4 protein-coding genes are annotated in these 3567 nt (G+C 72.4%); all 4 read right to left on the reverse strand.

Annotated features, from left to right (window positions below; genetic code table 11):
• Positions 1-136: 136 nt before the first annotated feature.
• Entirely contained in the window at positions 137-979 is an 843-nt protein-coding gene (locus tag ACZ4W5_RS19980) for a chitosanase (protein WP_465655892.1), read from the reverse strand.
• A 119-nt stretch (positions 980-1098) separates the two neighbouring features.
• A complete protein-coding gene (locus ACZ4W5_RS19985) occupies positions 1099-2064 on the reverse strand; it encodes an ABC transporter permease subunit (RefSeq protein ID WP_360230209.1) in 966 nt (321 codons plus the stop codon).
• Positions 2061-2987, reverse strand: coding sequence for an ATP-binding cassette domain-containing protein (locus tag ACZ4W5_RS19990; protein ID WP_465655894.1), 927 nt, complete (start codon positions 2985-2987; stop codon positions 2061-2063). Before ACZ4W5_RS19990 ends, ACZ4W5_RS19985 begins: the two co-directional genes overlap by 4 nt.
• Entirely contained in the window at positions 2984-3421 is a 438-nt protein-coding gene (locus ACZ4W5_RS19995) for a GntR family transcriptional regulator (protein ID WP_465655895.1), read from the reverse strand. Before ACZ4W5_RS19995 ends, ACZ4W5_RS19990 begins: the two co-directional genes overlap by 4 nt.
• Positions 3422-3567 lie beyond the last annotated feature (146 nt).

Here is a 3567-nt window from a genome sequence, read left to right on the forward strand (position 1 = left end):
CCCCTCCCCCCCCCCCCCCCCCCCCCCCCCCCCCCCCCCCCCCCCCCCCCACCCCCCCCCCCCCCCCCTCCCCCCCCCCCCCCCCCGCCCCTTTCCAGCTGTCCGACGATCCGCGCCGGCGGCGTCGGCCCGGGCGTCAGCTGTTGATGCTGTAGCTGTCGCCGTAGACCTTCCACTTGAGCGGCGGGTTGAGGTCGAAGTTCTTGGCGTTGAGGAAGACCGACTGCTCGGTGTCGACCCGGCTGGTGTCGGAGTGCGCGGCCTCCTTCTTCATGACCACCTTGCGGGCGTCCAGGAAGGCCTTGAGGTAGGTGGCCTCGTCGCCGCCCTGGGCGGGCGTCTTCGCCTTCTTCATCGCGGCCGCGCGGATGCCGCCGAAGCTGTCGGAGCTGTTGCCGGGGCCGTGCATCACGATGGCGTCGTAGTAGGCGAACTGACCGAGCGCGCGCAGGCCGTCGGCCTTGGCCTGGTTGACCGCGGGGTTGAAGTACACCCGGTCGCGCTCGTCGTTCTGGGCCTGCTGGAAGGTCTGGTCCTTGGCCGCGGCGGCCCAGTCCCGGACGAAGGCGTCGCCGAGGCCGGAGTGCGAGTCGCTGCCGTTGACCTTCTTCAACGCGGGCAGGTACTTGGCGAGGACGTTGCCGGGCTTGAGGTCGGTGTAGTGCTGGACCAGCTCCAGCATGTCGCCGGTGCCGGAACAGAAGCCGATGATGCCGGCGGTGTAGCCGCGGCCGTCACCGATGTCCTCGATGTACTTGTACTGGGCCTTCCAGTCCAGCGAGGAGTTCTCCGCGCTGGACACCAGCTGCATCGCGATGTCCTTCTTGTGCGGGTCGTCGAGGCCGACGCCCTTGAGCTGGGCGGAGCTCGCGGCAGCGGGGGCGGCCTGGGCGGCCGAGGCGGCCGCGACGGTGAGGGGCGCGGCCACCAGGGCGGCGGCGAGGGCTATGTGGAGGACGCGACGGGACTGAGGACGCATGGGACGCTCCGATTCCTCGTTCGGTTAGGAAAGCTTCCTAACGAGAAGGAAACGCCCAGAACCGCCGCCCCCGCAAGGGTTTTGACGAAAACACTTCAACCAATCCGGAGCCGTGCAGGTCAGACCGCCCGCCGGCGCACCCACCAGACCGCCGCCGCGCACAGCGCCACCGCGAGCAGGACCGTCCAGCCGAACTCGATCCACTGGAACGGCCAGAACCGGTCCGCCGGTTGGTACACCTGGTGCGCGGTGTAGCCGCCGTCGCGCAGCAGGGACTGCCACTGGGCGCCCGAGTCCCCGAGCTTGTAGAAGTCGTCCGCGGAGATCCGGTGCCCGGCCGGGTCGGAGAACCACGTGTTCAGCACCCAGCGATCGTCCAGCGCCAGGGAGTTCAGCGTGTGCATGGGCTCCTCCAGGGGAGCCAGGTAGTGGGAGCGCACGGCGTCGGCGAGGAACAGCAGCGCGACCGAGGCCGCCAGGCCGAGACCCACCGCGACCACCGTGCGACGCAGCACCGCGCCGGCCAGCGCCGCGGCCCCGAAAGCCACCAGCACCCGCCCCACCATCACCGGCGGCGCGTGCCCGAAGACCTCCGGACCGAACCCCCCGCTCATGAGCATCAGCGGCTCGCTCCACCAGCGCAGCAGCAGTCCGAACAGCGCCGACACGGCGGTCAGCACGGCGCCGACCACGAGCAGGCCGCCCACCGTCCAGCGGCTCCGCCCGGCCCCCTGGGTCCAGGCGAAGCGGACCGTGCCGTGCTCGAACTCCCTTGCCAGCAGCGGGCCGCCGAGGAAGGCTCCGAAGGCGCCGCCCAGGACGTAGAACACGGTGTCGAGCTCCAGCATGCCGTTGCCGTACTGCCGCCGGAACTGCTTGAACCTGGCCGTGCAGGCGTCGGTCGTCGGATCGCAGGAGGCCGCGCCGCTACGGTCCAGACCGTTGTGGACGTACCAGCCGTGCAGCAGCAGGGCGAGGGAGATCACGCCCATCACCGTGAGCAGGGTCAGCAGCGCCGGCCGGTGGCGCAGCCCGGCGGCCCGCAGCACGGCGGAGCGGGGCGGGGCGAGGGTGGTCGAGCTCACGACAGTACCTTCTGGTTCGTACGGACGGCCCCGCGCGGGCCGGGCAGGGCGGAGGCGGTCGGCTCACGCAGGTAGGAGAGCACCAACTCCTCCAGGCCGACGCGCTGTTGGCGCCAGCCGGTGGAGACCGGCGCGTCCACGCCGCCGGTGCGCACCAGCAGGTGGGACTGGACGCCGGCCCGGCGGTCGCGGACCACCGGCAGCCGCTCGGCGACGGCGTCGGCCTCCGCGGTGGGGCCGGTGAGCATCCGGTGGCCGCCGAGCAGGTCGTCCACCTCCCCGGACACCTGGACCCGGCCGCCGGCCAGCACCACCAGGTAGTCGCAGCTCTGCTCCAGCTCGTTGACGGCGTGCGAGGAGAACAGCACCGAGAGGCCGTCCTCGGCCACCGCGGTCAGCAGCACGGCCATGAAGTCGTGCCGGGCGAGTGGGTCGAGCGCGGCCAAGGGCTCGTCCAGGAGCAGGAGTTCGGGCCGCTTGGCGAGCGCCAGGGCGAGCGAGACCTGGGCCTGCTGGCCGCCGGAGAGCCGGCCGTACCTGCGGTCCATCGGGATGCCGAGGCCGTCCAGGTGGGCGCGCGCCCGGGTGTCGTCCCAGCGGCGGTTGAGATGACGGCCCATCGCGAGCAGGTCGCGCACGGGCAGACCGGGGTAGAGCGCGGCGTTCTGGGCGACGAAGCCGATCCGGTCCAGGGCCCGGGGCGAGCCGGGGAGTTGGTCGCCGAGAACGGTCATCGCGCCCTCGCTCGGCAGGGTCAGCCCGGCCGCCAGGCTGAGCAGGGTGGTCTTGCCGGCGCCGTTCGGGCCGACCAGGGCGACCACGTGCCCGGCCGGGACGGCCAGATGGCAGTCCCGCAGCGCCCAGGAGCGGCGGTAGCGCTTGCCGATCCCGCCGCAGTCGATCACGGTGTCCGCGGCACTCACGCCACCACCCCGTCCCGGCCCTCGCGCAGGTCGCGCAGCGCGTCCTCGAACACCGCGACCATCCCCCCTTCGTCCAGCCCGGCGGCCCGCGCCGAGCGCATCCAGTCCAGCAACCCCCGCCGCAGCGCGGCCCGTTCGCGCAGCGGCACCACTCCGGCCGGCAGCCCGCGCACGAAGGTGCCCTGGCCGCGTCGGCCGACCGCCAGGCCGCGGTGCTCCAGCTCCCGGTAGGCCTTGAGCACGGTGTTGGGGTTGATCGCCAGCGCGGCGACCACCTCGCGCACCCGGGGCAGCCGGTCCCCCTCGGTCAACCAGCCCATCCGCAGCGCCTGTTCGACCTGCTGCACGAGCTGCAGGTAGGTCGGGACACCGGAGGCCGGGTCCAGGCGGAACTCGATCGGAGAGGGCTGGTCAGCACCTTTATCTAGTTCCATAGGTAAAGAGATAAACGAGTGGATGACAGACCGTCAACCCAAGGAAAGGCAAAGGGCCCCGGGGGGGGGGGGGAGGGGGGGGGGGGGGGGGTGTCCAGGGCATGGAGGGGGGGGGGGAAGGGGAGCGAAGCAGCGGGGATGGTGGT

The sequence above is a fragment of the Kitasatospora sp. NPDC029367 genome (assembly GCF_055569135.1).